The following is a 26,961-nucleotide window of genomic DNA, read 5'->3' on the forward strand; positions in this document are numbered from 1 at the left end:
AGGCTCCGTACAATAAACGCCACTTTACAAACCATCCCTCTACGAAACACCAATGAACGGAAACCACAATGCGAGCAAGCCGTTATCTGATTGCAACCCAGAAAGAGACACCGTCTGACGCGGAGGTTATCAGCCACCAGTTGATGCTGCGTGCAGGTATGATCCGAAAGCTGGCAGCCGGTCTTTACACCTGGCTACCCATGGGCTTGAGAACCTTGCGCAAGGTTGAACGGATTGTTCGTGAAGAAATGGACAAAAGCGGTGCCCAGGAAGTTCTGATGCCAGCGGTTCAGCCCGCAGAGCTTTGGCAAGAGTCTGGCCGCTGGGAAGAATATGGCGGTGAACTGCTGCGCATGAACGACCGCCACGGCCGTGAGTTCTGCTTCGGTCCTACCCATGAAGAAGTGATTACTGATCTGATCCGTAATGAGCTGAAAAGCTACAAGGAATTGCCTGCCAACTTCTATCAGATCCAGACCAAATTCCGTGATGAGCGCCGCCCACGCTTTGGCGTTATGCGCGCCCGTGAGTTCATCATGAAGGATGCCTATTCCTTTCATATAAATGCCGACTCGCTGGATGAGACCTATCAGGTAATGCATCGGACCTATTGCGCCATCTTTGACCGCTTGGGCTTGAACTACCGCCCGGTACAGGCTGACTCAGGCGCTATTGGAGGCAGTGCTTCCCATGAATTCCACGTACTCGCAGATTCTGGCGAAGACGATATCGTATTCAGTACAGACAGCGACTATGCGGCAAATATTGAAAAGGCCGAAGCGGTAGCTCCAGCGGGAGAGCGAGCGGCTCCCGCTGAAGACATGAAGCAAATTGCAACACCGGATCAACGCACTATTGATGCCATTTCCGAGTTTTTGAATATCGATGCTACCCGCACGGTGAAAACCCTGCTGGTTAAAGCAGAAGCCGATGAAGAAGGCAGCGCGGGCCTCATCGCCTTGATTTTGCGTGGCGACCACACCCTGAACGAGATCAAGGCAGAGAACCTGAAAGGCGTGGCAGAACCTCTGACCATGGCGACCGATGAAGAGATCGAGTCCGCTGTTGGCTGCAAAGCCGGCTCCATCGGCCCGGTAAACCTGAAGGTCCCGGTTATCGTGGACCGCAGCGCAGCGCACCTTGCAGATTTTGTATGTGGCGCAAACAAAGAAGGCTACCACCTGACGGGCGTAAACTGGGAGCGTGATCTGCCACTGGACCGGGTTGAAGATATCCGTAATGTTGTGGAAGGCGACGCCAGCCCGGACGGCAAAGGCACTCTGGAGATTCGCAGAGGCATTGAGGTTGGGCATATCTTCAAGCTGGGCAACAAATACAGCACGGCAATGAACGCCACAGTACTGGATGAGAACGGCAAAACCGTAATCATGGACATGGGTTGTTACGGGATTGGTGTTTCTCGCATTGTGGCCGCCTCTATTGAGCAGAACCACGATGACAAAGGCATTATCTGGCCAGATGCCATCGCACCCTTCCAGGTAGCAATCGTTACGTTGAATGCCCACAAAACACCCGCAGTGGCGGAGGCCGGCGAGAAGCTCTACGAGCAGTTGCAACAAGCTGGTTATGATGTGCTTCTGGACGACCGCAAAGAGCGCCCGGGCGTGAAGTTTGCCGATATGGAGCTGATGGGCATTCCCCACCGATTTGTTATTTCTGATCGCGGGCTAGCTGCCGGTACGTTGGAATATAAGGGCCGCAGAGACGCTGACAAGCAGGACATTGCAATTGAAGAGGCTCTGCCTGTTCTTGCCAAGGCATCACCACAAAAAGGCTGACATAAGCGGAAGTGGCCAAGCGGGGTTCAAGGCCTGAAACATGGCCTTGGACTACTGTTAGCATGAGTGGGGTTGGACGTTGTTTGAGACTGTCAGCCCCCTACAATTCCTGGCTCCATTTCCAAAGCCACACCAAAACGTTCCTGCACTGACTCGCGAATTTCTGAAGCCAGTTCCAGCACATCCTTCCCTGTTCCACCTGAATGATTTATCAGCACCAGCGCTTGCCGGTTATGCACGCCCACGGTGGCATTTCTATAGCCTTTCCAACCACATTGATCAATCAGCCAAGCTGCTGCCAGCTTCACCGTATCAGTCTGCGGATAGCCAACCACGTTAGGGTGCATAGCTTGTAGTTCTTCGAACTTCCCGGTTGCAACCATGGGGTTTTTGAAAAAGCTGCCTACGTTAGGAATCATCTCAGGATCTGGTAATTTCCGGCGGCGCACTGCCATCACTGCTTCAGCCACGGCCAGCGCATCCAGATCCTGCGAGGCAGATTCCCCAAAGTATTCTGCCAGATCTCTGTATCCAAGCTTTAGGGGTTTGGTGCGAGACAACCGGAGCCTGATCTCGGTAATGATGTAACGCCCGGGCGAGCGCTTGAACAGACTATCCCGGTAGGCAAAGCCGCATTCTGCGTTATCAAGACAAACCAGCTGGTCAGACTCGCGATCCAAGGCTGTTACGGAAATCAGCGTATCGCAAAGTTCAACGCCGTAGGCACCTATATTCTGTACTGGCGCAGCCCCGGCAGTTCCAGGAATCAACGCAAGGTTCTCTATACCCTTGTACCCGGATCCAGCAGCATAGAGAACCGCTTCATGCCAGTTTTCACCAGCTCCCAGAACCAAGGTGGCGCCCGTATCGTCAACCTGCTCCCAGTAACGGGCTGCTATTCGCACGCGAATCACCAGACCCTTGAAGTCCCCGGCAAAAACCAGATTACTGCCACTTCCGAGAACCAACGTCGGGAGGCCGTTTTCATGCGCCCATGCCAGCGCGCTGCGCAAGTCATCCAGGCTTTCGACATCCATGTAGTATCTTGCAATAGCGGACACGCTCAGGGTGTTGAACTTCAAAAGCCCCACGTTTTCCTGAAGTTCCGCTCCAAAGCTCACGCCATACGCTCCTGAATATCTCGCAGCAAGCCCTCACCGGCGTCCTGAATCAGATCAAGCACATGCTCAAAACCCTCTTCACCACCGTAATAAGGGTCAGGAACTTCAGTGAGGTCTGAGCTGCCGTATTCCAGAAAAAGCGTCGGTTTCGTGCCGCCATTCTGGTGCCATATATCCTTTACATCGGCCAGGTTCTGACGATCCATTACAATGACATAATCGAAGGTATCCAGGTCCTTTTCAGTAAACTGGCGCGCTTTAAGATCACTAATATCAACGCCACGGTTGTTGGCAGCGGCAATTGAACGCGCATCAGGCCCCTTTCCTATGTGCCAGTTACTGGTTCCACAGGAGTCGATGAAAACCTTGTCCTGCAATCCAGCCTGCTGCACCAGCTTCCGAAACAATCCCTCCGCGGTTGGCGACCGACAAATATTGCCAAGACACACAAAAAGGACACTGACCTGCTTACTCATGCCTTACCTTCTCCTGTTTCAACCGATTTAGCCATCCAGGCTCTTACCCGCTGTAAATCAGCCTCTGTATCAACGCCCGCTGGTGGTGTTCCAGCGGCTACTTCAACATGAATTCGGGCACCGTTATACAAGGCTCTTAGCTGCTCCAGGGACTCCGCCTGCTCGGTAGGCGCAGGCGGCCAGGAGACGAACTGACTCAGGACACGCGCACGGTAACCATAAATACCAATGTGGCGGAAGTACCCGGTGCCATCCTTAAGGGCGGCACCCGCAGTGGGCGATATCAGGTTATCTTTACCCATGTCGCTCCAGTGATCCCGCGCCCAGGGAATTGGCGCGCGGCTGAAGTAGTGGGCCATCCCCTCTGCATCAAACACAACCTTTACCACATTGGGGTTGAACACCTGTTCGAGGTCATGTAGCCGCTCACAGAGCGTCGAGATTGCAGCCTCTGGATAGCGCTCCAGGTTTTCAGCCACCTGGTCAATCAATGCCGCCGGGATCAAGGGTTCATCACCCTGCACGTTCACCACACGGTGATCAGCATCCAACCCCAGCTTGCGCACGACCTCTTCAAGGCGGTCGGTGCCACTCACATGGTTGGGGGATGTCATGACGACTTCAGCGCCAAAGGCCTCACAGGCGGCCTGAATACGGGAATCGTCCGTGGCAACCACAACGCGGCTTGCCCGGCTTTCCAGCGCACGCTCGCACACATGCTGAACCATGGGTTTGCCTGCAATATCCAGCAGCGGTTTACCAGGTAATCGGGTAGAGGCGTAACGAGCCGGAATCACAACCGTAAAAGACATGGGGTTTCGATCCTGCAGAGAACTTACTCAGTTTTTATGAAGACGTTCGTCGGTGCTTAGGGTGCGCGCTTCAGTGGCCAGCATTACCGGAATTCCCTCACGTATAGGGAACGCCATGGCGTCCGCATAGCACGTCAGTTCCGTTTTTGCGTCATTCAATTTCAAATCGCCCTTACATACCGGGCAAGCAAGCAAAGCCACGAGTTTTTTGTCCATAGTGCAATCTCACTGACAGTTAGGAAGCAGGCGTTCCGGAGCTCGCCCGCAATTTTTCAAGAACAGCCGCTGCAAACGCCTCAGGCAATGTTGCCTCAACATGAAGCACCCAGGCATTATCCGGTGCAAAACTGCTGCACTTAACGCCATCTTTGGCAGTCATCACCAGTAAATGACCGGATTCGGAGCCGAGATCTTCCGGGCGGAAACGATGATGGTCGGGAAAAGGCACAGCAATCAACTTTGCCCCCAAGCCCTTGAGCGTATCAAAAAAGCGTGTGGGGTTTCCTATGCCAGCTATGGCACGGATTTTCTGGCCCTGGAGGCTTTCGGGAGAGCGGGTTTCACCGGTTTTAAGATTTACCAGGCGCGTTGGCTGAAGGCTCATGGTATACATCTGTGGGTGCTTGATACCCCCTAGTGCTTCCGGAGGTACCCGGCCCGCCTCGTTGGCTGAGGTTGCGCCGTTAACGATCACAAAATCAACCGTATCCAGCCGGCTTACCGGCTCACGCAATGGGCCAACAGGTATCAAGGCACCATTGCCTACTCCGCGGGCACCATCAAATACTGATAACTCTATATCCCGTGGTAGTTTGTAGTGCTGCAGGCCATCATCGCTGATCAGTACATCGCCTAACGCATTGTCGAGCACGAATGCAGCACCTCTGCGCCTGTCCGGGTCAACGATCACTGGTGCGCCAGTTGCCTGAGCCAGCATAACCGGCTCGTCCCCTGCAAGCGACGGCAACGTATCCTGGGTTACCAACATTGGATGGTCAGAAGCACTACCACCGTATCCGCGGCTAAGAACCACGGGATGCCAGCCTTCAGCTTTCAGTGTGCTGACAAGCCATGCTGTTAACGGAGATTTACCCGTGCCCCCCGCAGTAATATTACCCACCACAACAACCGGAACAGGTAGCTTTTCGGTATACGCGCTAATCGCTTTGCGTCGGCGTGCTTCAGCAATTACCCGATAGAGCCACGAAAACGGCGACAACAAGACCAAGGGGCGACCTTTGCCGTACCAGAGGCGATCTACCAAGGATGTCATGAGTGCTCACTGAACTGCATTTGGTGGAGCTGGGCATAAGCGCCTTTCAGTGCGAGAAGTTCTTCATGACGCCCGGATTCAACAATACGGCCGTTGTCCATAACCAATATTCTGTCGGCGCTCTCAATCGTTGAAAGCCTGTGAGCAATAACCAGTGTAGTCCGGCCCTGAATAACAGTTTCCAACGCCTTCTGAATATGACGCTCAGACTCAGTATCCAAAGCGGAGGTGGCTTCATCCAGAATCAAAATCGGGGCATCTTTCAACAAGGCCCTGGCAATGGCCAGCCTTTGCCGCTGCCCACCTGAGAGCATCACACCGTTATCACCAATCATGGTGTCGAGCCCTTCAGGCATCCGGTCTATAAACTCCAACGCGTGAGCTTTGGCCGCCGCTTCGCGTATTTCTTCCCGGCTGAAACCCCGAAGCGCACCGTAGGCTATGTTGGCGGCAATCGAATCGTTAAACAGCACCACATTCTGAGTCACCAGCGCAATCTGGCTTCGCAAGGCTTTCAGGGAAAAGTCTTTGAGGGAGTGCCCATCAATGCGGATATCACCACCGGTATATTCATAAAACCTGGGCAACAGGCTTACAAGGGTTGATTTACCGCTGCCGGAGCGCCCTACCAGAGCCACACTCTGCCCCGCGGGAATATCAACAGAGATACCCTCCAGCACATTGTCGAGCTGATCGCGGTAGCGAAAAGACATGTCATCAAACTCAATATTGCCTTCCACGCGCTCGGGAGCAAAAGTGCCAGGATCCTGCTCTGGAGCTTCGTCGATGGTTTCAAACACATCGTAGGCGGCAGCCACTCCCTTTTGAATTTGCGCGTGAACTGAAGTCACCTGACGTATCGGCTTGGCCATGGTAGTGGCTGCAGTAATGAAGGCAACCAACTGACCGGTGCTCATCTCGCCCCGTATCTCCGGGGACAACATGGTCCATACCAGCGCGGCTATTGCGACTGCCACCAAGGTCTGAATCACTGGAACGCTGATCGCCTGGGTTGACGCCATTTTCAGGCTTTGCTTCAGGTTTCGGTCGTTAACCTTCTGAAAACGTTGCTGCTCATACTCTACACCGCCAAAGGTCCGAACAACCCGATACCCGGTAATGGACTCAGAAGCCACGTGGGTTATGTCACCCATCGAACCCTGAATGCGCTGGCTGATTTTACGAAAACGCTTGCTGGCATAACTCACAACCGCCCCGATCAGCGGCCCAACAGCCAGGAATATCAAAGTCAATTTCCAGTTGGTATACAGCATAAAGCTGAGAAGGCCGACGATTGTCAGACCTTCCCTGAGGGTTATGGTGACGGCATTGGTAGTGGCTTCCGCCACCTGCTCTACGTTAAACGTGAGCTTGGACACCAGCCTTCCGGCAGCGTTTTCGTCAAAATACCGGGATGGAAGGGTCATCAACCGGTTGAACACATCCGTGCGGAGGGAGTTGATAACCTGTCGGCCAACATAGCTGATGAAATACTGGCTCAGGAAAGTCCCAATTCCACGGAAGGTAAACATACCTATGATCAAGGCGGTCAGCAAAATGCGGTTTTGTTCAGTGGGATTTTCGATGGCCGCTATAACATATTCCATGGCAGCGGCCATGCCCGTAGAGGCCGCTGCATAAATAATGTTACCGACAACCGCAAGCGAGAACGCCAGCCAAAACGGTTTTACATACGCCAACAAGCGCTTGTAGGTTTCCCAACTTTCGCCAGGTTTAACCGGTTTGGGTTCTGGTGGCGGAACAGCCTGGCTCACTGGGTTTCTGCCTCGCGTTCTGTCGTAATACTGAGCTTTGCAAAACCAAGGCGCCCGGCAACATCCATAGCTCTGACCACATATTCATGGGGCGTTCGGGCATCTGCTGTAATTACGAATGGCAAGGCCGTATCGCCTGCAGCCAGCTCACTCACTCCCCGCTCAAGCGTCTCACGACGATTATTCACGAGCGCTTTATCGTTGAGTATGTACTGGCCTTCAGCATTGATTACAACGTCAATCTGCCTCACTTCGGATGCGGCAGACGGCTCACCGCTGGCCTCTGGCAGTACCACCTGTAAGTGGCTTTCCCGGGTGAAAGTCGTTGAGACCATAAAGAAAATCAGCAGCAGGAACACCACATCGATCAGCGGCGTCAGGTCTACCCCAACTTCCTGGCTTCTCTGGCGTGTGAACTTCACGGCGTTCAGGCCCCTTCTACGTCGATTTCACGGTCACCGTGCACAACTTCAACCAGCTTGATAGCTTCCTGCTCCATCCCCACCACCAACTCATCTACCCGGCGGATAAAATAACGGTGACAAATCAGTGCAGGAATAGCGATGCTCAGCCCGGCCGCAGTGGTTATCAAAGCTTCGGAGATGCCCCCCGCGAGGTTGCCGGCATTACCCACACCTGCAAGCTGGATTTCAGCAAACACCTTGATCATGCCAATCACAGTACCAAGAAGACCAAGCAATGGTGTAATGGTCGCAACTGTGCCTAAAGGATTCAAAAAGCGCTCCAGTTCGTGAATTACCTGAGTAGCTTCATGCTCAATACTCTCCTTCATGATCTCACGGCCATGTTTGGCATTCATGAGACCCGCCGCAAGTACACGGCCCAAAGGTGATGAGCCTTGCAGTGCCTTCAGCTTGCGACTATTAAGCTCTTTTTTCTTGATCCAGCGCCAGAGTTCATTAATGGTCTGCGGCGGTGCGACACGTGACGCCCGAAGCGTCCAGAAACGTTCCAGAATAATCGCGAGTGCCAGGATGGAACAGGCAACAATTGGCACCATAAGAATGCCACCAGCTTTCAACAGCTCGAACACGCTTGATCTCCCTGATTGTTAACAAGCCGCGCTACTTTAGCATAGCTGCAGGTCGAGGCTACACCCGCAATGTCACGGTATTTTACACTCGGCCCTGGTAAGACCCGGGCCGCCAATCCAGAAGGGCGCGGAGTGACGGGCTTCGATGGTTTTTACAGTGCCACTGTCCAGGGTCAACACTAACCCGCCCGAGCAGGCAGTGTTGAACGCTGTTGCGCCCGCACTCCGGTAGCGCGCCGTTACATCCTTGTGGGGATGCCCGTATCGATGCCGGTATCCAGCCGTGTAGATCACCACGTCGGGTCTCAGTTCATCAACCCAAGCTCTGGATGACGACGTTTTACTGCCATGGTGCGGCGCGATAACAACACGTTCACGGGGCTGACTTTTGGCCGAAAGGTTACGGGATACTCTAAGATATTTCGCCTCAACACGGGAACTGATATCACCAGGAAACACCCATTCTGCTTCCATACCCCGCCGGGCGGTAAGAACACAGGATGCGTCATTACCTTTTAACTCGCCTTTTGCACGCCAAAACGAGAGTGCCAACTCACCGCCCAACTCATCCTCGCCCCCACACTCAACGATGCTTACCGCCCCTGCCCGCTTCAGCTTGTCACGAACAGCCTTTGGCTCGCCTGTCACAATATGGCCAACGTCAAAATGCTCCAGTATCTGGTTAATCCCGCCGGAATGATCATTGTCGGCATGGCTTATAACCAGCGTGTCGATGCGCGCTACCCCCAAGGCTTTGAGATTGGGTATCAGGACGGACTCTGCAGCAGAAAACACACCTTCAACTTCAGGGCCTGTGTCATAGAGCAACACCTGGTCGCCTGCCCTCAACATGGCTGAGAGGCCCTGACCAACATCCCAAACCCGGACTTCGGGCTCAGCAAGGTGCGGATTATCAGGCCTCTCCTGGAAACTCGCAGCAACCACCCAGGTCGCCACAATAGCAACCCCAACCAGCTGGAATGTCCGGATCGGCACCAATGCAATTAACAGCACCAATATGGCAAACCCGATAATTTCCGGGGTGCTGCCATAGAGATCGGGCCAACTCATGTTGGCAACCCCGCCAAGAAATCTCCAAAGGACGTCAAGCAGCGCATCCATCAACGGGACAATCAGCCCTGTCAGAGTCGGAAACAGGGCGACAGCAATCCCACCAATGAGAAGTACTGGCATGAGCACGAGAGAAACCCAGGGAATAGCTAAAATATTCGCCAGCAGGCCAGCAACTGGCTGCCCCTGGCCGACCAGCTCAAGCAGTGGCCAAAGCCCGGCAAACACAGCGACCTGAGCAATAAACAGGCCGGCCAGCCAGCCTGTACCTCCCAGCCGACCCGCAAAAACACACATGAGGACAGAGACGGCTCCAAAGGATAGCCAGAACCCTTGGTCCAGGGGCGCAAAAGGGTCAAACAGGAGTACAGCCCCAAGCGCAATCACAAGCGAGTGCCAAACAGGCACCTGCCAGGCGTTCAAGAGATACCAGCTACCAACGGCCACCATAATAAGGGCTCTGCGGGTTGGCACCGTGAATCCTGCCGCTAATGCATACAACAGACTACAAACAAGCACCACAGCAAACACTGTTACGCGAACAGAGCGTTCGCTGAGCCGGGTCGACGACACTGCCAATAGAACACGACGAGCTGCAAACCCCGCGCCCAAAGCAACCAGCCCCAAATGTAGCCCCGATATAGCCACCAGATGTATGGTTCCCGTTGCCTTTAGCACATCCCAATGTTCCGAAGACAAATGCCCACGATTGCCGATCAGCAACGAGGCGATTAATGCTAGGTGACGGGCCTCGGCAAACTGACTGTCTACCCAATCCGCCAGTCGGGCATGAAGGCGATGATACTGGCACTCTGGCGTACAAACGACAGATGGATCCGGAATCGCACTGCGCACACTACCTGTTGCACGATACCCCTTGCGGAACAGCCAGTCTTCGTAGCGGAAACCCTCAGGATTCAGTGTGCCGTGGGGATTTTTCAAAACTACGTCAAGTCGCAGGCGATAATCCGGAAGCACAAGATCGGGCTTACCATACCAGGCAAGACGCAATGTCGTGGGCAGTGAATCATAAGCCTCTGGGGTCAGTGAAAGCCCGTACCAGCGAGTCACGCAAAAGCTGAAGCGGATGCTGTTAAAACTTCCAACAGAAGGGAGGTCGCAAATATAACCCGAAACCTGGGTGCGATCCCCCTCAAGCCCCTCGGGGAGCCTGTGTTCCAGACGATCGCTGGCCCACAAAAATGCCCAGGCGATACCTAATGCCATGCCAATTACAAGCGCCCGGAATGATCCGGGCAGCATCCTGCGAATGGGCAAAAACCACAACAAAGCCGGGATTATGGCCAGGAGCAGGCATACTTGAGCTGGCAACACCGCCAACCTATAAAGTAAGATAACGCCGCAGGAAAAAGCGAAAACGCCTATTACTGTAGAGCTTCCGGACAATCCGTGTCCTCCCGATGACCTTATCCGTCGGCGACTTCCTTGACGCCGGATGTTTCATTCTACTCGAAGGTAGAGCATTCCCAATGCCGAAGAAGTTCATGAAACGTTATCTGCCAACACCTGAGAAGGTGCAAGCGATGCAGTCGCTTGATTTTCTTGGCGATATCCTGCATGAACCCAACTTATGGCATATCAACCGTCACAGTGTTTCCAGAGCATTCCTGATCGGGGTGTTTTTCGCTTTGATTCCCATGCCTTTCCAGATGATTGCCGCAGCCTTCTTTGCCATCTGGTTCAACGCCAATCTGCCGCTATCCGTAGTGCTGGTCTGGATCAGCAACCCGATTACCATGCCACCCCTGTTTTATTTCAATTACAAGGTGGGAGCCTGGGCACTAAATCGGCCCGTTCTGAGTTTCGATATACATCTCTCGTGGTCGTGGCTCAGTGAGCGCTTGGTGGATATCGGCATTCCCCTCTACCTGGGTTCGCTGATTGTCGCCACAATTTCAGCCTGCATAGCGTATCTGGCAATTCAGTTTATCTGGCGCCGGAAAATCCGCACCGACTGGCAACTGCGCCGCCGGGCCCGCAGAGAGCTCCGGCGCTCCCGCGATCAGGCCTCCTGAACCAACCGACCCTGTTCAAGCCTCAGCACCCGCCCCAGGCTCCGAGCCATCTTCATATCGTGGGTCACCATAACAAACGCAATCCCAAGCTGATCCCTCAAAGACTCTATAAGTGCACGAACCCCTTCACCTGTGTGTTCGTCAAGGTTGCCCGTGGGCTCATCCATCAGCACACAATCTGGCTCGTTAACCAGCGCCCGGGCTATAGCAACACGTTGGCGCTCGCCACCGGATAGCTCCCCAGGCTTGTGCTCCAGGCGCTCCGCCAATCCAACCCTCTGCAAAATTGACTGTGCACGGGAACGGGAATCATTAATGGACATCCCGCCCAGTGCACAGGGCATCATGACGTTCTCTAGCGCAGTGAATTCCGGCAACAGATGATGGAACTGATATACGAAACCAAGATGACGGTTGCGGAAACGAGCCCGCCCCGCTTCAGACAGGCGGTGAATATCCTTGCCACAAATAGAAATCTGCCCGGTAGAGGGCTTGTCGAGCCCACCAAGAAGGTTAAGCAGTGTAGTCTTGCCGGCACCACTACTGCCAACGATGGCCACAGTTTCCCCCGCTGTAACTTCAAGCGAAATGTCGGAGAAGATGGTCAGCTTTTCCGGCCCCTGAGTGTAGGTGCGGGTAACCTGTCGGCAATCGATTACCAAGGGGACATCCTTCATGGCATCAGGTTCCTTATTCATAACGAAGAGCCTCCGCAGGATCCACTCGCGACGCTCTCCACGCCGGGTAGATAGTCGCCAACAAACTCATTGCAAGGCCTGCACCGCTGATTATGGCTACGTCATTCCATTGCAACTGGGAAGGCAAGTAACTGATAAAATACACATCCGCACTCAGGAATTGCTGCCCAAGCGCGCTTTCGAGCCACGAAATAAATGCGCTGATATTGAGAGCACCCAAAACGCCAAGCGTGGTGCCAATCAGAATGCCAAACACACCGATGACCGCCCCCTGTACGATAAAAATCCGCATAATGTGCCCTGGCGTAGCGCCCATAGTACGGAGAATGGCGATATCCGCGGTTTTATCAGTCACCACCATCACCAGCGTGGACACGATGTTGAACGCAGCCACTGCAACGATAAACATCAGCAGAAGACCAATCATGGTTTTTTCCATGCGAATGGCCTGGAAAAGATTTCCGTGGGTGCGCGTCCAATCTGAAATGTAATAACGGCCAGAGAGTTCTCTAGCGGCCTCTTCTGCAACCTTGGGGGCGGCAAAAAGGTCATCGACCAATAACCGAACACCCTGCGCTTTACCTCCGGTTCGCATCAGCTTCGCAGCGTCATCCATGTGAATAAGCGTGTAATTGCCATCCAACTCTGCACCAACACTGAAAACCCCTTTTACGGTAAAGCGCTTGAGACGAGGCAACACGCCGGCGGGGGTAACTGAGGCTTCAGGCAGCACCACGGTCACTTTATCGCCCAGCTGCAAACGCAAGCTCGCCGCCATGGTACGGCCCACAATAATGCCGAACTCGCCAGCAACCAGATCGTCCAATTTGCCTTCAATCATGTGGTTTTCGATGATGGAGACCGAGCGCTCTTCCTCAGGAAGTATGCCGTTGAGCATAACGCCCCGCACGTCACCACCACCGGTAACCATGCCCTGCCCCTGAATGAACGGAGCAGCGGCTAACACTCTGGGATGCTTCTGCACCTGAGCATCTACCGACTCCCAATCATCCAGTGGCCCGCTGCCCTGAATAATGGCGTGGGGAACCATGCCCAGGATTCTTTGCTTGAGTTCACGATCAAAGCCATTCATGACAGACAGCACAATAATGAGTACTGCCACGCCGAGCATCAGCCCGATCATGGATGTGAGAGATATAAAGGAAATAAAATGATTACGCCTTTTGGCCGCGGTGTAACGCAAGCCGATATAAAACGATAAGGGTCTGAACATGGAGAGGTGCCTGTCGCTACCTTCAGATCGGTCGTGGTCTGGAATTCCCATCGCAGCCTTTCAGTGCGGTAGGAAACTGCTAAACTTTTACTACTGGCTGAAATCCTTGCTTGCGGAGCCCTGAATGCACACCGAAGACACGCCTTACGAAACCACAGACAATCTACCTGAGCGCCGGGAATTTTTCCGCATCGAAGACCGGATTGGCCTGGAAGTCCGTAAGCTGTCGCCTTCAGCCGAGTTCAACGACAACCACTTCAACGACGAGCATATCGAGACGCTGAAAGCGGACTTCAGACGGCTGGATCAGGACATCAAATCGCAGCTCGCCAGCCTTGCCGATCAGGACCGCCTGCTTACCGGTCTGGTAAAGTCGTTGAATGGCAAGCTGGATACGCTAGCGCGCATTATGGCCTTTCAGCAAAATCCCTTGCAACCGGGCGACTGGCAAGACGTAACACTGAGCGAGGGCGGGCTGGCCTTTTCGGGTAGCCCACAAGCATGGCAGACTGGCGACAAGCTTGCAGTTCGCATGACCCTGCCGCCAGAACTATTCCAGCCCCGTGGCGTCGCACAGGTTTTGGATGTACAGGCCACCGAAACAGGCGGAGCAAGGGTTCATACCGGCTTTATCCAGATACAGGATGGAGATCGTCAGCAAATCGCCAGACATGTGATGCGTTGGCAGATTCGCCAGCGCCAAAAAGAGTAGACTGGCGAAAACATGTGACTTTTGCGTGTAATTCTCGGATATTACGTTTTATCCATGTCCCCGGAGTGCTCACCGGTGACCCAAGTATGAGTGGAGAACGATCAATGACAATAAAGCGAGTCCTGACCGGCACCCTGGTATCGGCAATGTTTATGACTCTGACCCCGATTTCCGGCGCGCTTGCGGAAGAACTCCGTGTACCTGTTGGCAGCCAAGCTGACCGAGGCGAACAAAATGTGCCCCGGGTAGGCACAACACAGGCTTCGGTAAGAGCTTCGTGGGGCCAGCCAGCTTCCGTTAAAGGCCCTGTTGGCGAACCGGCGATCAGCCAGTGGAATTATGGCAACTTTGTAGTCTATTTCGAAAATGATCGCGTCATACATTCAGTACTGACGCCACAGCGCTGACATTTTTCGGTACAGTGTTCTTCCCGCCCACCAGTTCCGGGCACACATCCTGACGACATGCCGCCTTTTGTTTAGAATGGCGGCTTTTGCAATTTTAAGGTGACTGTAAAGTGACATCCCTACGCGTGTTGCCCGCTGAATGGGCACCCCAAAGCGCCGTTGTACTTACCTGGCCTCATCCGGGTACCGACTGGGCAGGGATTATTGATGAAGTGGAGCCCGTATTCCTGGAAATTGCCCGCTCGGTTCTCCGCTTCCAGCATCTGGTTATCAGCTGTGAGCATGTGATTCGACTGCAGGATCTTGAGCGCGAACTAAACGCCTGGGCCAGCCAGCAGGACCTGCCAGGACGCGTGCATGCGGTGCCAGCGCCGGCAAACGACACCTGGACTCGTGATCACGGCCCGATCACTGTAGTGACCGATGGCACCCCCACCTTGCTGGACTTTCGCTTCAATGCCTGGGGTGGCAAATTTCCCTGGGAAAAAGACGATGCGCTCAATCGCCACCTTGCGAACTTCGGTGTATTTGGCACTACCCCCATGCAAACTGTGGACTTTGTGCTGGAAGGTGGCTCCATCGAATCTGACGGTGAAGGCACTCTATTAACCACCAGCGAGTGCCTTTTGACACCTTCGCGCAATGCCTCCATGGACCGCGGCGCCATTGAGCAGTTACTGTCTGAAATGCTGGGGACAGACCGGATTCTGTGGCTAAACCATGGTTATCTGGCCGGCGACGATACGGACAGCCATATTGATACTTTGGCGCGCTTTTGTGCACCGGATCATATCTGCTACGTGGCCTGCCCGGACGTGGCAGATGAGCATTACAGCGCCCTGGCCGCCATGGAAGAGGACCTTCAGGAGTTCCGCCAGCGGGATGGTTCGCCCTACAAGCTCACAGCACTACCCTGGCCCGACCCGGTATTCGGTGACGAAGGCGAACGCCTTCCTGCAACCTACGCTAACTTTCTGATTATTAATGGCGCAGTGCTGCTGCCGATATACGATGTGCCTCAGGATGAAGAAGCCATTCGCATTGTGAACGGGATATTTCCTGATAGAGAGATAATCCCCATTAACTGCCGCCCGCTGGTCAAACAGCACGGCAGCCTCCACTGCGTTACCATGCAGATCCCGGAAGGAGTTGTCACGCCATGAGCCAAAACCCTGGCAGCACCCGGAATTCAAGCCAGCTCGTAGTAGCTGCAATTCAGCAGGCCTGCAGTGAAAACAAAGCTGCCAGCCTTGCCACTTCTGAAATGCTGATTCGCGAAGCGGCCGCCGGTGGCGCTGAGCTGATTATTCTGCAGGAACTTCACGCAACCCAGTATTTTTGCCAAACCGAAGACACTCGCATATTCGACCTGGCTGAGCCCATCCCTGGGCCCACAAGTGAAAAGCTATCAGACCTGGCCCGGGAACTGAACGTCGTTATCGTGGGTTCTGTGTTTGAGCGACGCATGAACGGTGTTTATCACAATACGGCTGTAGTCATTGAGACCGACGGATCCATTGCCGGCCTGTATCGCAAAATGCACATTCCGGACGACCCGGGGTTCTACGAGAAATTCTATTTCACCCCGGGTGATGCCGAGTTCAACGACGGCCGCAGCGGGTTCTCCCCCATAGAAACCTCGGTAGGTAAGCTTGGGGTTCTCGTTTGCTGGGATCAGTGGTACCCGGAAGCGGCACGCCTGATGGCGCTCGCCGGCGCCGAAATACTGATTTACCCCACCGCCATCGGCTGGGACATAACAGACACCCAGGATGAGCAAGCCCGTCAACTGGAAGCCTGGGTCACCGTTCAACGGGGCCACGCCGTGGCCAACAACCTCCCGGTAGTTGCGCCCAACCGGGTAGGCACAGAACCGGATCCCACAGGGCATTCCGACGGTATACAGTTCTGGGGTAACAGCTTCATCTGCGGCCCTCAAGGCGAATTCCTCGCCCGGGCCGACGACAGCAGCGAGTGCATACTGAGCGTCACACTTGATCGCCACCGCACTGAATCTATTCGCCGCATCTGGCCGTACTTCAGAGACCGGCGCATCGACGCCTACGGCGACATTCTAAAAAGAGTGAGGGACTGAACCCGGCATGAAAAACCTGGTGGACAACGTAGTTACCGAACTGAATCAGATCCTGCTCGGCAAAGAGCGCCAGGTTCGGTTAGCTCTTTGCGGCTTGCTCGCCAGCGGTCACCTGCTGATTGAGGACATTCCTGGCATGGGCAAAACCACCCTGTCCCATGCCTTGGCCAAAGTAATGGGGCTCAGCTATCAGCGCATTCAGTTTACGAACGACTTGTTGCCTGCAGACGTGCTGGGCTATTCCATGTACGACAAACAAGCAGGGAGCCTGGTATTCCACCAGGGCCCTATTTTTGCCCAAGTGGTCCTGGCAGACGAAATCAACCGCGCGTCGCCACGAACACAGAGCGCACTGCTGGAAGCAATGGAAGAGCGCCAGGTATCCATTGAAGGCGAAACCCGACCACTACCCCATCCGTTTTTTGTAATTGCCACCCAGAATCCTACAGAACAAGGTGGCACCTACCCGTTGCCGGAATCCCAACTTGATCGTTTTCTGATGCGCATAAGGCTTGGCTACCCCGACCCCCGAGCCGAGCGGGAGTTGCTGGAAGGCGAAGATCGCCGGACAATGACAGATCGACTTGGCACCCTGCTTTCTGAAAATGACTTGGCAAAACTTCAGGAAGAAGTAACCCGTGTAACCGCGAGCCCTGCACTGCTGGACTACATCCAGCGCCTGCTGGAACAGAGCCGCCGCATGCCCGGGCTGCTCTATGGTTTGTCACCCAGAGCCGGGCTAGGGTTGCTCAGAGCCACTAAAGCCTGGGCTTTGATGGAAGGCCGCCGCCACGCACTACCTGACGATATACAAGCAGTCTTCCCGTCGATCGCCGAACACCGCCTTGAACAAGGCGAATCCGGAAAAAGCGCAGAACGCGTACGCCAGCTACTGGCCAGCGTATCCGTGCTGGAGTAAGCGGTTAGATAGCATTGCTTTATCAGGGGAATTGACCAAAACAAATGGAAGCTTGCTGCTTTCGTGATAGCCTTTTGTTCTTCCTCGCAATACAGGCTCCGAACGAGCCCGACACGTACCGAATAAACGAGAGACACCCATGAGCGAAACCAAACATTCCCGGCTAATCATCCTCGGCTCCGGCCCCGCCGGATACACCGCCGCTGTTTACGCAGCCAGGGCCAACCTCAACCCGACCCTCATCACCGGCATTGAAGTCGGCGGCCAGCTCACCACCACTACCGACGTAGACAACTGGCCCGGCGACAACGACGGCGTGCAAGGCCCGGAACTCATGCAGCGCATGCTCAAACACGCCGAGCGCTTCGAAACAAACATCGTTTACGACACAATCAACGAAGCTGACCTGCAGACCCGCCCCTTTCGCCTCAAAGGCGACAGCGGCGAATACACCTGCGATGCCCTGATCATCGCTACCGGTGCATCCGCCATGTACCTGGGCCTGGAATCCGAAGAAAAATTCAAAGGCCAGGGCGTATCCGCCTGCGCCACCTGCGACGGATTCTTCTACAAAAAACAGAAAGTCGCCGTTATCGGTGGCGGCAACACTGCTGTTGAAGAAGCTCTGTACCTCTCCAACATAGCCGCGGAAGTCACCCTGGTGCACCGCCGTGATAGCCTGCGCGCAGAGAAGATTCTGCAGGACAAGCTTTTCGATAAGGCTGAAAACGGCAACGTCAACATTGTTTGGGACCACACCCTCGATGAAGTTCTGGGTGACGGCACCGGTGTAACCGGCATGCGCATCAAAAGCATGAAAGACGGCTCGACCCAGGAACTCGACCTGTCTGGCGTGTTCATCGCCATCGGCCACAAGCCCAATACCGGCTTGTTCGAAGGTCAACTGAACATGGAAAACGGCTACATCAAAATCCAGTCAGGCCTTGAAGGCATGGCCACGCAAGCCAGCATCCCGGGCGTATTTGCCGCCGGCGACGTAGCCGACCACGTTTACCGCCAGGCTGTAACCTCCGCCGGTTTCGGCTGCATGGCTGCATTAGATGCCGAAAAGTTTCTGGATCAGCAAGCTTAAGAGATATCGGCAAAAGACAGGATGACTTCACTGCCCTGGCTAGACCCCGACCAGCTGTGGTTCCCCTCAGCCGATGAAGCCCTCGACGACCCCGATGGCCTCCTCGCGCTGGGTGGTGACCTCTCCACAGAACGGCTAATCCTCGCCTACCGCAGCGGCATCTTCCCCTGGTACAGCGACGACCAACCCATACTCTGGTGGTCCCCAGACCCCCGCTGCGTGCTCTTCCCTGAAGACATACACATCTCCCGAAGCCTACGCAGAACACTCAATCAGCGTCGCTTCAGCGTCACCGCAGATCAGGCCTTCAGCCGAATCATCCGCTTGTGCGCATCCACCCGCAGCGAAGGCACCTGGATAACCGATGACATGATCGCAAGTTACTCAGCCCTGCACCGCCAGGGTGTCGCCCACTCCATCGAAGTATGGAACCAGAAAGGCGAACTGGCCGGCGGTATGTACGGGTTAGCCATTGGGCAGTGCTTTTTTGGTGAATCCATGTTCTCTCTGGAAACCAATGCATCCAAAGTACTCATGGTCCACCTTGCTCACCAACTGCAAGATTGGGGCTATCGAATCATGGACTGCCAGGTAGAAAGCTCCCACCTTCTCAGCATGGGCGCATGCACCCTACCCAGAAGTGAGTTCTTATCTATAATCAGTGAGCATACGGAAAAAAAACCGAACCAGAGCAACTGGACATTCGACTGGCAGTGGAACCGGCCGGAGGCATAAATGAGTAGTCTGAGAACTCTGGTGTTCTATGCAACACCAGCCCACGACTGCAGCTATCTTCCTGATCGCGAAGCGACAACCATGTTTGTTGACCCGCGCGCCCACATCGACAAAAAGCTCTACAGCCAACTGACCGCGCTGGGCTTTCGGCGCAGCGGCACACATTATTATCGCCCCCACTGTGAAGCATGCAACGCATGCATCCCGGTGCGAGTGAACGTGAATCACTTTCAGCCGGATCGCAACCAGCGCCGGGTCATGAAAAAAAACAGTGACCTGGAATGCACTCTGGTGCCTGCCGCCTTCACTGAAAGCTACTATCGGCTCTATGCCAACTATGTCGAACTTCGCCACAAAGACGGTGACATGTACCCACCCTCCAGGGAACAGTTTATTTCCTTTCTGCTAGAAGGCACCTCTGATTCCTGGTTCCTTGAAATGTGTAAAGACGGAGAACTGGTGGCTCTGGCAGCAATCGATGTTCTTGATGATGGGCTCTCGGCAATCTACACCGTATTCGATCCAACTCAGGAGAGCCGCAGTCTGGGCACCTTTGCTGTTCTCTGGCAAATTGAAGAGACTAAAAGGCGTAAACAGCCTCACCTTTATCTTGGATACTGGATAAAACAGTGCAACAAGATGAGTTATAAAACGCGGTTCAAGCCCATGGAGGCGCTCCATGATGGTCAGTGGCGTGTCCTGACAACCGAATAGCAGCGCACGGCACGTAATTACCGATATAAACCGGTAATAAGCACCTTTATTTGCCGGCATTCATGAACGCACTTTGCCAAACGGCTACAAATCAGGCAGAATTGCGCAATTTAAAATTACGGAAAGTTTTCCCAATAGAGGTTTCTACTGAATGGCGAAGTCAGATGTCGTTGAAATGGAAGGTGTTATTCTTGACACCCTTCCAAACACTATGTTCCGGGTCGAATTGAGCAACGGCCATGTTGTCACTGCTCACATCTCTGGCAAGATGCGTAAAAACTACATCCGCATCCTGACAGGCGACAAGGTCAAGGTTGAACTTACACCTTACGACCTGAGCAAAGGCCGGATTGTGTATCGCGCCCGTTAAAAGAACGGCGACATCGAAGAAGCACAAAAAAACCGCTGCATCACTGCAGCGGTTTTTTGTTAGTGCCTTTGTGTGGCTGGCCTGCCAGCCGTCTCAGACGGCTTCTGCAGGCTCATCCTCATAGTCGAACACCAGCTCATCATCCTTGAGGTGGATAAACACATCCCCGCCCTTCTCGGACAGCCTGCCGAACAGTATCTGCTCAGCAAGTGGGCGCTTGATCTTGTCCTGAATCAACCGCGCCATGGGGCGTGCACCCATAGTGACGTCATAACCCTTATCTGCAAGCCACAACTTGGCCGCATCATCCACATGCAGAACCACATGCTTTTCATCCAGCTGCGCCTGCAACTCGGTGAGGAACTTGTCCACAACGTGGGTAATGGTATCCCTCTGCAAGTCGCCAAACTGGATAATGCTATCCAGACGGTTGCGGAATTCCGGCGTGAAGGTCTTGCCGATAATTTCCATGCCATCACTGCTGTGGTCTTGCTCACTAAAGCCCATCGAGCGGCGAGCCATGCTTTCCGCTCCGGCGTTTGTCGTCATCACGAGAATAACGTGGCGGAAATCTGCTTTGCGCCCATTATTATCGGTCAACGTTCCGTGATCCATAACCTGCAGCAGCAGATTGAAGACTTCAGGGTGCGCCTTTTCGATTTCGTCCAGCAACAGAACACAGTGTGGATGTTTATTAACAGCTTCTGTTAACAGCCCACCCTGGTCATAGCCTACATAGCCTGGTGGAGCACCAATCAGACGAGAGACCGTATGACGCTCCATATACTCGGACATATCAAACCGAACCAGCTCAACCCCAAGGGCTTTTGCAAGCTGCTTGGTTACCTCTGTTTTACCAACACCTGTCGGGCCGGCAAACAGGAAGGAACCCTGTGGTTTCTCTGGTGCTTTCAAACCGGCACGAGCCAGCTTGATTGCCATGGTCAGTGATTCAATAGCTGGATCCTGCCCGAACACCACCATCTTGAGATCACGCTCCAGATTGCGCAGCAGATCCTTGTCACTGGTGGACACGTTTTTGGGCGGAATGCGGGCGATCTTGGCAACCACCTCTTCGATCTCTGCAACATCGATGGTCTTCTGGCGTTTGTCTTCTGACATCAATCGCTGACGCGCACCCGCTTCATCAATCACATCAATAGCCTTGTCCGGCAGGTGACGATCCGTGATGTAACGATCTGCCAACTCTGCAGCAACGCGCAGTGCCTGATCTGTATATTTAAGATCATGGTGCTTTTCAAAATTCGACTTGAGCCCTTTGAGAATCTGGTAAGTATCCTCAACGCTTGGCTCATTCACATCGATTTTCTGGAAGCGACGGGCCAGTGCACTGTCTTTCTCGAAAATGCCACGGAATTCCTGATACGTGGTGGAACCAATACAACGAATTTCACCCGAACTCAGCATGGGCTTGAGCAGATTCGATGCGTCCATCACCCCACCAGACGCCGATCCAGCGCCGATGATCGTGTGGATTTCGTCGATAAACAAAATCGCGTGCTTTTGTTTCTTCAGCTCCGCCAGCAGTGCTTTCAAACGTTTCTCGAAATCGCCGCGATACTTGGTTCCTGCCAAGAGTGCACCAAGATCCAGCGAATACACGACACCATCAGAAATGATATCCGGTACTTGGCCATCGACGATGCGCTTGGCAAGTCCTTCTGCGATAGCGGTCTTGCCTACACCGGCCTCACCCACCAGCAACGGGTTATTCTTGCGACGGCGCACCAGAATCTGCACCACGCGCTCAACCTCGTGCTCGCGGCCGATCAACGGATCAATCCGCCCTTGGCGAGCTTGTTCATTCAGGTTGGTAGCGTATGTTTCCAGAGGCTTGGATTGCCCACCCTCTTCGCCGGAATCCTCAAGTGAGGCCTGCTCAGTGCCATCCTGATCTTCAGCCCCCTGAACACGGGATATTCCGTGTGATACAAAATTGACGACATCGATGCGTGCAACGCTCTGTTTCTTGAGCACATACACAGCCTGGCTTTCCTGCTCACTGAAAATGGCGACCAGAACATTCGCACCGGTAACCTCTTTTTTACCAGAGGATTGCACATGAAATACGGCGCGTTGCAATACTCGCTGAAACCCTAGTGTTGGCTGGGTCTCGCGCTCGTCATCGCTACCTGGAATCAATGGTGTTGTGGAATCCACAAATTCAACCAGCTCATCATGAAGCTGCTTGAGGTCTGCACCACAGGCTTTGAGAACACCCACTGCAGATTCATTCTCCAGCAGAGCCAACAATAAATGCTCTACGGTCATGAACTCGTGGCGCTTGTCGCGGGCACTTTTAAAGGCCGAATTCAGCGTAATTTCAAGATCTTTGCTCAGCATGGGCCACCCCAAAGTCTATCAGTCTGCACATTCAATCTCGCAAAGGAGCGGATGTTCGCATTCAGAGGAATACTGGTTCACCTGTGCCGCCTTTGTTTCCGCGATGTCTCGGGTATAAACCCCGCATACTGCCTTTCCCTGCGTATGGACGAGCAGCATCACCTGTGTCGCCTTTTCTTCATTCATACCGAAGAAGGTCATCAACACATCCACAACAAAATCCATGGGTGTGTAATCGTCGTTCAGAAGCATCACCTTATATTGTGCCGGACGCTTCAGTGCAGGCTTTTCGGGAGCAACGCTGAGCTCATCATGACGCCCTGGCAGTTCTTCCTCCCGCTGGTTTAATACTAGTAGAGAATTTTCGATAGTCCGCATCATTCTTTACCGGTTATCGGTGTCCTTCATCAATGTGGTTGCCTGGCCTCGGGTTTTCAAGTCAGATCCAAACTCGAGCGTGAGATAATTAACAATACGAACATGATACCGCTTCCGGACTGCGTTCAACCACACAATACCGCAATACAAGCTATTGACTCGACCCCGGGTTTGGTCGACAGTTAACCCACAGTGTTAAATAATGTAAATAAATGAGCGGTTCATGTAACAGCATCATATAGATGAAACTGGCAAAAAAGACTCTGAGCCGGTTTTAAAAGCCAACAACAACAAGTGACAGTAAAAGAACAGGGGAGTTCATCATGCCAAGAGGCAAGGTAAAGTGGTTCAACAATGCCAAAGGGTACGGTTTCATCATTGAGGATGGTTGCAGTGACGACCTGTTTGCCCACTTTTCATCCGTCCAGATAGACGGATATAAAACACTCAAAGCAGGCCAGGCTGTCAGTTTCGAGAAGAAGCCCAGCGACAAGGGCGTGCATGCCATCAATATAGTGCCTGACGACCAGCCCAATGCCACAGACACAACGGGGCTCACCACGGACACCACAGCGGATAACAGTGGAGACTACCCTTCACGCGCTGTGAACGGCTGAAATACCTACCTGGCAAGCTGCACACCCAGTGAGCCCTCTCCTGCCGGAGCACTCCGGCGGGCTCCTGACTGGCCGTGCGTAAGGCATTCTGCATGTCTTGCGCTTTCAAACTCTGTTTTTTCTCCGTAACCTTTCCCCCTGATCTCATTTTCTTGCCCGGGAGAGTCCTCTGTGGCCGACCTCATTCTCTTTAACAAGCCCTTTCAGGTTCTCTGTCAGTTTACGGATGAGCCTGCGGGTAACGAGCAAACCTCACGAGCCACCTTGGCCGACTGGATTCGCATCCCGGACATCTACCCTGCCGGCCGACTGGACTACGATTCTGAGGGGCTTTTACTTCTAACCAGTGATGGTGCCCTCCAGCATCGAATTGCATCACCTGGGCAAAATATGCCTAAAACCTACTGGGTTCAGGTTGAGGGCAACCTTTCTGCAAGCGCATTAGACAAGCTAACAGCAGGGATGATGCTCAAAGATGGCCCCACCAGGCCAGCAAAAGCACGAATAATATCGGAGCCTGAGATTTGGCCCAGAACCCCACCAGTGCGCCGCCGCGATACGATACCTACCAGTTGGCTTGAGCTGACCATAACCGAAGGGCGCAACAGACAGGTGCGGCGCATGACCGCTGCTGTCGGGTTTCCAACATTGCGACTGATCCGCTATCGTATTGGTGATTGGACGCTGGATGGGCTCGAGCCGGGAAAATACCGGAAAATACCCATCAATCTGCCTACGCCCTCACGCCCCGGGAAGCGCTCGACACACAAACGTTCCGCCACGTCGCCAAGGAGAGGACGAAGCTCATGACCTGGACTCCACACGCCACCGTCGCAGTGGTTGTTGAAGACGCTCACGGCCGCTTCCTGATGGTTGAAGAGCGCAGCAGCGGCAAGGTGGTATTCAATCAGCCGGCTGGCCATGTTGAAGAAGATGAAGCAATTCTTGATGCGGTGCGCCGGGAAGCACTGGAAGAAACCGGCTGGGACATTGAGCCAGAGCACTTCCTGGGACTGTACACCTATAAGGCACCTGCTAACGGAGTGACCTACTACCGTTTCTGCTTTATTGGCAAGGCTCGCAAACAGGTAACCGATGAGCTCGACACCGGTATTATTGCGGCCCACTGGCTATCGCTGGAGGACATCCGGCAACTGGGAGACAAACTTCGCAGCCCGCTGGTAATCAAAAGCATAGAGGATTACCGAAAAGGTCGCTGTTTTCCACTGGATGTCATTGCAGACTCGCAGACGTAACCGGCACAAAATGATAAACTACCGCGTTTTGCACCGGTGCGCAGAGTTGTCATGACAAATCCATCATTCGAAGCCAAGCCCCTCGAGAAAACCCACGTCATCGTTGGCATGTCCGGCGGTGTCGACTCATCGGTTGCCGCCTGGTTGCTCAAGGATCAGGGCTATCAGGTCGAAGGCCTGTTCATGAAGAACTGGGACGAAGACGACGGGACGGAATACTGCACCGCCATGACCGATCTGGCCGATGCTCAAGCGGTGGCCGATGCGATCGGAATCAAACTCCATACTGCGAGTTTTGCCGCTGAATACTGGGATCGTGTTTTCGAACATTTCCTGTCTGAATACAAAGCAGGCCGCACCCCTAACCCGGATATCCTTTGCAACAAAGAGGTTAAGTTTCGAGCATTTCTCGACTACGCCATCACCCTGGGTGCTGACTATATTGCCACCGGGCACTACACCCGCCAGCGCCCGCTTCCAGACGGCTCAGGCAAAGCCCATTTGCTGAAGGGCCTGGACTGCAACAAGGACCAAAGCTACTTCCTGCATGCCGTTTCTGGTGACCGAATCGCCCGCACCCTGTTCCCTGTGGGTGAACTGGAAAAACCTGAGGTGCGGCGCATAGCTGAGGAACAAGGGTTCATCACCCACGACAAAAAAGATTCCACCGGTATCTGCTTCATTGGCGAGCGCAAATTTACCGACTTTCTAAAGCAGTATTTGCCAGCACAACCGGGAGATATCGAAACTCCGGATGGTATAACAATCGGCCGACACCAAGGCCTGATGTACCACACTATTGGCCAGCGCCAGGGTCTTGGTATTGGCGGCTTGAGCGATTTTAATGATGAGCCTTGGTATGTGGCCGGCAAAGATTTGAATCGCAATGTACTGCTTGCTGTGCAAGGCAAGCACCACCCGCTTCTTTTCTCCCGTGGCCTGTTATCAGACCCAATTGACTGGGTTGCAGGTGCTCCCCCGGCAAGCACTTTCCGCTGCATGGCGAAAACTCGCTATCGCCAACCGGATCAGGCCTGTGAAGTCACGGTTATTGATGGTGGTGTTCAAGTTGTTTTTGATGACGCCCAAAGAGCGGTGACACCCGGGCAATCCGTGGTTTTCTATGACGGTGACATTTGTCTTGGAGGCGGGGTAATAACCGAAACCTGGCGTGACGGTGAAGCTCTGCCCGACCGCATTGTGCCCACACAGCTTTTACAGGGTTCACACCCATGAGCCGGTCGCTCCACGACCAAACCCTTGCATTGGCGGGCGTATTCCAAGCTGCCAACCTGGTTCAGCAAATTGCTAATAACGGCACCTGCAACACAGACAGTCTGGAAACCTGCCTGCGGTCGCTGTTTGCGACCGACCCCGCCAGCACCCTCGATGTTTACGGCGGCGAACTGGCCGATGTACGTGAGGGGTTGGTGACGCTATCTACCGTTATGGGCGAACAAAAGAAGCAGCAAGATATTGAGGTGCTGCGCTACGTACTGAACCTCATTCACCTGGAATCCAAGCTCAACCGCGACAAAGATATGCTGGAAGTGATTGGCAGCCGGATTGATCAAGCCAGGCACACCGCCAGCCACTTTGGCTATGTGCACCCAAATCTGATCAGCAACCTGGCCTCCATTTACACAGACACCATCAGCACCTTCAGCCTGCGTATTCAGGTAAGCGGCAACCCTTCAATCCTGCAGCGGGATGAGAATGCCGCCAAAGTACGGGCACTTCTGCTGGCAGGTATCCGATCAGCGGTACTGTGGAGGCAATCCGGCGGACGTCGATGGCAACTGGTTTTGTCACGCCGCAAGGTGATTCAACATGCGCGAGAACTCACCGAGAAAGCGAACCGCTCGTTCGATAACTGATCTGTTGCCACTGATTCACCCGCCATGCTGGTGTATTATGGCCTATCCCTTTTTTCTGAACCGATTCTTTGATTA

The 26,961-nt window shown here is 53.9% G+C and carries 29 protein-coding genes; 16 read left to right on the plus strand and 13 right to left on the minus strand.

What is annotated here, in order from left to right; genetic code table 11:
- Positions 1–68 precede the first annotated feature (68 nt).
- Positions 69–1,799: a proline--tRNA ligase gene (locus FE848_RS01250; RefSeq protein ID WP_200200921.1), complete on the plus strand. Its 1,731-nt coding sequence runs from the start codon at positions 69–71 to the stop codon at positions 1,797–1,799.
- Positions 1,800–1,891: 92 nt separating this feature from the next.
- On the opposite strand, the gene murB is transcribed toward FE848_RS01250, so the two are convergent.
- The 9 genes from murB to FE848_RS01295 form a co-directional block, all read right to left on the minus strand.
- Complete coding sequence (murB, locus tag FE848_RS01255; RefSeq protein WP_200200922.1) at positions 1,892–2,920, minus strand: UDP-N-acetylmuramate dehydrogenase; 1,029 nt, start codon at positions 2,918–2,920, stop codon at positions 1,892–1,894.
- Positions 2,917–3,396 carry a low molecular weight protein-tyrosine-phosphatase gene (locus tag FE848_RS01260; protein WP_200200923.1) on the minus strand — a complete coding sequence of 160 codons (480 nt, stop codon included), beginning with the start codon at positions 3,394–3,396 and terminating at the stop codon, positions 2,917–2,919. The genes murB and FE848_RS01260 overlap by 4 nt, the downstream gene beginning before the upstream one ends.
- Positions 3,393–4,208 (minus strand): 3-deoxy-manno-octulosonate cytidylyltransferase, encoded by an 816-nt coding sequence (gene kdsB / locus FE848_RS01265; RefSeq protein WP_200200924.1) that lies wholly within the window; start codon positions 4,206–4,208, stop codon positions 3,393–3,395. The genes FE848_RS01260 and kdsB overlap by 4 nt, the downstream gene beginning before the upstream one ends.
- A gap of 27 nt (positions 4,209–4,235) precedes the next feature.
- Positions 4,236–4,424, minus strand: coding sequence for a Trm112 family protein (locus tag FE848_RS01270; RefSeq protein ID WP_200200925.1), 189 nt, complete (start codon positions 4,422–4,424; stop codon positions 4,236–4,238).
- 19 nt (positions 4,425–4,443) lie between these two features.
- Complete coding sequence (lpxK, locus tag FE848_RS01275; RefSeq protein ID WP_200200926.1) at positions 4,444–5,481, minus strand: tetraacyldisaccharide 4'-kinase; 1,038 nt, start codon at positions 5,479–5,481, stop codon at positions 4,444–4,446.
- Positions 5,478–7,256: a lipid A export permease/ATP-binding protein MsbA gene (gene msbA, locus FE848_RS01280; protein WP_200200927.1), complete on the minus strand. Its 1,779-nt coding sequence runs from the start codon at positions 7,254–7,256 to the stop codon at positions 5,478–5,480. The genes lpxK and msbA overlap by 4 nt, the downstream gene beginning before the upstream one ends.
- Entirely contained in the window at positions 7,253–7,678 is a 426-nt protein-coding gene (locus FE848_RS01285; RefSeq protein WP_200200928.1) for an ExbD/TolR family protein, read from the minus strand. The genes msbA and FE848_RS01285 overlap by 4 nt, the downstream gene beginning before the upstream one ends.
- Before the next feature lie 5 nt (positions 7,679–7,683).
- On the minus strand, positions 7,684–8,310 hold the full coding sequence (locus FE848_RS01290) for a MotA/TolQ/ExbB proton channel family protein (protein WP_200200929.1): 627 nt from the start codon (positions 8,308–8,310) through the stop codon (positions 7,684–7,686).
- Between the two features lie 72 nt (positions 8,311–8,382).
- On the minus strand, positions 8,383–10,788 hold the full coding sequence (locus tag FE848_RS01295) for a DNA internalization-related competence protein ComEC/Rec2 (protein ID WP_265091866.1): 2,406 nt from the start codon (positions 10,786–10,788) through the stop codon (positions 8,383–8,385).
- Positions 10,789–10,886: 98 nt separating this feature from the next.
- Between FE848_RS01295 and FE848_RS01300 the strand changes: the two genes are divergently transcribed.
- Entirely contained in the window at positions 10,887–11,417 is a 531-nt protein-coding gene (locus tag FE848_RS01300) for a DUF2062 domain-containing protein (RefSeq protein ID WP_227714590.1), read from the plus strand.
- Here FE848_RS01300 and lolD read toward each other — a convergent pair.
- On the minus strand, positions 11,405–12,094 hold the full coding sequence (gene lolD, locus FE848_RS01305; protein ID WP_413785000.1) for a lipoprotein-releasing ABC transporter ATP-binding protein LolD: 690 nt from the start codon (positions 12,092–12,094) through the stop codon (positions 11,405–11,407). The two genes, FE848_RS01300 and lolD, sit on opposite strands and share 13 nt — an antisense overlap.
- A 13-nt stretch (positions 12,095–12,107) precedes the next feature.
- Positions 12,108–13,349: a lipoprotein-releasing ABC transporter permease subunit gene (locus tag FE848_RS01310; protein ID WP_200200932.1), complete on the minus strand. Its 1,242-nt coding sequence runs from the start codon at positions 13,347–13,349 to the stop codon at positions 12,108–12,110.
- Positions 13,350–13,473: 124 nt separating this feature from the next.
- Here FE848_RS01310 and FE848_RS01315 point away from each other — a divergent pair, with 124 nt between their 5' ends.
- The 9 genes from FE848_RS01315 to infA all read left to right on the plus strand — a co-directional run bounded on the left by FE848_RS01315 (position 13,474) and on the right by infA (position 20,394).
- Complete coding sequence (locus FE848_RS01315) at positions 13,474–14,061, plus strand: PilZ domain-containing protein (protein ID WP_200200933.1); 588 nt, start codon at positions 13,474–13,476, stop codon at positions 14,059–14,061.
- A gap of 104 nt (positions 14,062–14,165) precedes the next feature.
- On the plus strand, positions 14,166–14,468 hold the full coding sequence (locus FE848_RS01320; RefSeq protein WP_200200934.1) for a hypothetical protein: 303 nt from the start codon (positions 14,166–14,168) through the stop codon (positions 14,466–14,468).
- A 110-nt stretch (positions 14,469–14,578) separates the two neighbouring features.
- Complete coding sequence (locus FE848_RS01325; RefSeq protein ID WP_200200935.1) at positions 14,579–15,631, plus strand: agmatine/peptidylarginine deiminase; 1,053 nt, start codon at positions 14,579–14,581, stop codon at positions 15,629–15,631.
- Positions 15,628–16,563 (plus strand): carbon-nitrogen hydrolase, encoded by a 936-nt coding sequence (locus tag FE848_RS01330; RefSeq protein ID WP_200200936.1) that lies wholly within the window; start codon positions 15,628–15,630, stop codon positions 16,561–16,563. The genes FE848_RS01325 and FE848_RS01330 overlap by 4 nt, the downstream gene beginning before the upstream one ends.
- A 7-nt stretch (positions 16,564–16,570) precedes the next feature.
- Complete coding sequence (locus FE848_RS01335; protein WP_200200937.1) at positions 16,571–17,482, plus strand: AAA family ATPase; 912 nt, start codon at positions 16,571–16,573, stop codon at positions 17,480–17,482.
- Positions 17,483–17,621: 139 nt separating this feature from the next.
- On the plus strand, positions 17,622–18,575 hold the full coding sequence (gene trxB / locus FE848_RS01340) for a thioredoxin-disulfide reductase (protein WP_200200938.1): 954 nt from the start codon (positions 17,622–17,624) through the stop codon (positions 18,573–18,575).
- Positions 18,576–18,596: 21 nt separating this feature from the next.
- Positions 18,597–19,310, plus strand: a complete 714-nt coding sequence (gene aat, locus FE848_RS01345) for a leucyl/phenylalanyl-tRNA--protein transferase (RefSeq protein ID WP_200200939.1) — start codon at positions 18,597–18,599, stop codon at positions 19,308–19,310.
- Positions 19,311–20,024, plus strand: coding sequence for an arginyltransferase (locus tag FE848_RS01350; RefSeq protein WP_200200940.1), 714 nt, complete (start codon positions 19,311–19,313; stop codon positions 20,022–20,024).
- 151 nt (positions 20,025–20,175) lie between these two features.
- On the plus strand, positions 20,176–20,394 hold the full coding sequence (gene infA / locus FE848_RS01355) for a translation initiation factor IF-1 (protein WP_096781506.1): 219 nt from the start codon (positions 20,176–20,178) through the stop codon (positions 20,392–20,394).
- Between the two features lie 93 nt (positions 20,395–20,487).
- On the opposite strand, the gene clpA is transcribed toward infA, so the two are convergent.
- The gene (clpA, locus tag FE848_RS01360) at positions 20,488–22,758 is read right to left on the minus strand and encodes an ATP-dependent Clp protease ATP-binding subunit ClpA (RefSeq protein WP_200200941.1); all 2,271 of its coding nucleotides are present in this window, start codon (positions 22,756–22,758) and stop codon (positions 20,488–20,490) included.
- Between the two features lie 18 nt (positions 22,759–22,776).
- Positions 22,777–23,136 carry an ATP-dependent Clp protease adapter ClpS gene (clpS, locus tag FE848_RS01365; protein WP_200201294.1) on the minus strand — a complete coding sequence of 120 codons (360 nt, stop codon included), beginning with the start codon at positions 23,134–23,136 and terminating at the stop codon, positions 22,777–22,779.
- A 323-nt stretch (positions 23,137–23,459) separates the two neighbouring features.
- Here clpS and FE848_RS01370 point away from each other — a divergent pair, with 323 nt between their 5' ends.
- From FE848_RS01370 to hflD, 5 genes are all read left to right on the plus strand, one after another.
- Positions 23,460–23,753, plus strand: coding sequence for a cold shock domain-containing protein (locus FE848_RS01370; protein WP_310965931.1), 294 nt, complete (start codon positions 23,460–23,462; stop codon positions 23,751–23,753).
- 171 nt (positions 23,754–23,924) lie between these two features.
- On the plus strand, positions 23,925–24,563 hold the full coding sequence (locus FE848_RS01375; protein WP_200200942.1) for a pseudouridine synthase: 639 nt from the start codon (positions 23,925–23,927) through the stop codon (positions 24,561–24,563).
- Positions 24,560–25,009, plus strand: a complete 450-nt coding sequence (locus FE848_RS01380) for an NUDIX hydrolase (RefSeq protein WP_200200943.1) — start codon at positions 24,560–24,562, stop codon at positions 25,007–25,009. Before FE848_RS01375 ends, FE848_RS01380 begins: the two co-directional genes overlap by 4 nt.
- Positions 25,010–25,060: 51 nt before the next feature.
- Positions 25,061–26,245 carry a tRNA 2-thiouridine(34) synthase MnmA gene (gene mnmA, locus FE848_RS01385; RefSeq protein WP_200200944.1) on the plus strand — a complete coding sequence of 395 codons (1,185 nt, stop codon included), beginning with the start codon at positions 25,061–25,063 and terminating at the stop codon, positions 26,243–26,245.
- Positions 26,242–26,886, plus strand: coding sequence for a high frequency lysogenization protein HflD (gene hflD, locus FE848_RS01390; RefSeq protein ID WP_200200945.1), 645 nt, complete (start codon positions 26,242–26,244; stop codon positions 26,884–26,886). The genes mnmA and hflD overlap by 4 nt, the downstream gene beginning before the upstream one ends.
- Positions 26,887–26,961 lie beyond the last annotated feature (75 nt).

Origin of the sequence: Marinobacter sp. 1-3A (genome assembly GCF_016597775.1) — a bacterium.
In the GTDB taxonomy this organism is placed as follows: domain Bacteria; phylum Pseudomonadota; class Gammaproteobacteria; order Pseudomonadales; family Oleiphilaceae; genus Marinobacter; species Marinobacter xiaoshiensis.

Bases quoted from the DNA above. Each gene is read 5' to 3' on its own strand.
- FE848_RS01250 (WP_200200921.1), top strand. From the start codon at position 69: ATGCGAGCAAGCCGTTATCTGATTGCAACCCAGAAAGAGACACCGTCT.
- FE848_RS01260 (WP_200200923.1), bottom strand. From the start codon at position 3,396: ATGAGTAAGCAGGTCAGTGTCCTTTTTGTGTGTCTTGGCAATATTTGT.
- kdsB (WP_200200924.1), bottom strand. From the start codon at position 4,208: ATGTCTTTTACGGTTGTGATTCCGGCTCGTTACGCCTCTACCCGATTA.
- FE848_RS01270 (WP_200200925.1), bottom strand. From the start codon at position 4,424: ATGGACAAAAAACTCGTGGCTTTGCTTGCTTGCCCGGTATGTAAGGGC.
- lpxK (WP_200200926.1), bottom strand. From the start codon at position 5,481: ATGACATCCTTGGTAGATCGCCTCTGGTACGGCAAAGGTCGCCCCTTG.
- FE848_RS01300 (WP_227714590.1), top strand. From the start codon at position 10,887: ATGAAACGTTATCTGCCAACACCTGAGAAGGTGCAAGCGATGCAGTCG.
- lolD (WP_413785000.1), bottom strand. From the start codon at position 12,094: ATGAAGGATGTCCCCTTGGTAATCGATTGCCGACAGGTTACCCGCACC.
- FE848_RS01310 (WP_200200932.1), bottom strand. From the start codon at position 13,349: ATGTTCAGACCCTTATCGTTTTATATCGGCTTGCGTTACACCGCGGCC.
- FE848_RS01315 (WP_200200933.1), top strand. From the start codon at position 13,474: ATGCACACCGAAGACACGCCTTACGAAACCACAGACAATCTACCTGAG.
- FE848_RS01320 (WP_200200934.1), top strand. From the start codon at position 14,166: ATGACAATAAAGCGAGTCCTGACCGGCACCCTGGTATCGGCAATGTTT.
- FE848_RS01330 (WP_200200936.1), top strand. From the start codon at position 15,628: ATGAGCCAAAACCCTGGCAGCACCCGGAATTCAAGCCAGCTCGTAGTA.
- FE848_RS01335 (WP_200200937.1), top strand. From the start codon at position 16,571: ATGAAAAACCTGGTGGACAACGTAGTTACCGAACTGAATCAGATCCTG.
- trxB (WP_200200938.1), top strand. From the start codon at position 17,622: ATGAGCGAAACCAAACATTCCCGGCTAATCATCCTCGGCTCCGGCCCC.
- aat (WP_200200939.1), top strand. From the start codon at position 18,597: ATGACTTCACTGCCCTGGCTAGACCCCGACCAGCTGTGGTTCCCCTCA.
- FE848_RS01350 (WP_200200940.1), top strand. From the start codon at position 19,311: ATGAGTAGTCTGAGAACTCTGGTGTTCTATGCAACACCAGCCCACGAC.
- infA (WP_096781506.1), top strand. From the start codon at position 20,176: ATGGCGAAGTCAGATGTCGTTGAAATGGAAGGTGTTATTCTTGACACC.
- clpA (WP_200200941.1), bottom strand. From the start codon at position 22,758: ATGCTGAGCAAAGATCTTGAAATTACGCTGAATTCGGCCTTTAAAAGT.
- clpS (WP_200201294.1), bottom strand. From the start codon at position 23,136: ATGCGGACTATCGAAAATTCTCTACTAGTATTAAACCAGCGGGAGGAA.
- FE848_RS01370 (WP_310965931.1), top strand. From the start codon at position 23,460: ATGCCAAGAGGCAAGGTAAAGTGGTTCAACAATGCCAAAGGGTACGGT.
- FE848_RS01380 (WP_200200943.1), top strand. From the start codon at position 24,560: ATGACCTGGACTCCACACGCCACCGTCGCAGTGGTTGTTGAAGACGCT.
- mnmA (WP_200200944.1), top strand. From the start codon at position 25,061: ATGACAAATCCATCATTCGAAGCCAAGCCCCTCGAGAAAACCCACGTC.
- hflD (WP_200200945.1), top strand. From the start codon at position 26,242: ATGAGCCGGTCGCTCCACGACCAAACCCTTGCATTGGCGGGCGTATTC.